The organism is Streptomyces sp. GbtcB7, from assembly GCF_019091445.1.
Lineage (GTDB): Bacteria > Actinomycetota > Actinomycetes > Streptomycetales > Streptomycetaceae > Streptomyces > Streptomyces mirabilis.
This window is the reverse complement of the sequence record NZ_JAGXJM010000484.1, coordinates 1-246: the sequence shown is the minus strand read 5'-3', so window position 1 is coordinate 246 and position 246 is coordinate 1. Positions and strand designations below refer to the sequence as shown.

Annotated in this window: 1 protein-coding gene; it reads right to left on the bottom strand. The window is 69.1% G+C overall.

The genetic code is table 11. From position 1 onward, the window contains the following. The coding region (locus tag KVT44_RS56565) for a DUF3418 domain-containing protein (RefSeq protein WP_217577099.1) at positions 1-246 on the bottom strand (246 nt) is incomplete at both ends.

Here is a 246-nt window from a genome sequence, read left to right as displayed (position 1 = left end):
GGCGCAGGCCGGTCGCCGTGACGAAGCCGGGCTTCACCAGGGCGTTCAGCTGCGTCCGTACGTCCATGAGGTTTGCCAGCAGGGTGGGGCTGCTGGTGGCCTTCAGTCGGCGCTCACAGGCCTGCCAGGCGGCGAGGACCTGCTGCACCTGGCCCACCGTCCGGACCGTCGTGTCGTCGATCTCGGCGCGCACCTTGTCATACAGCTTCCGGTACGACTCCTCGTCCCACGCCGGGCCTCCGAAGT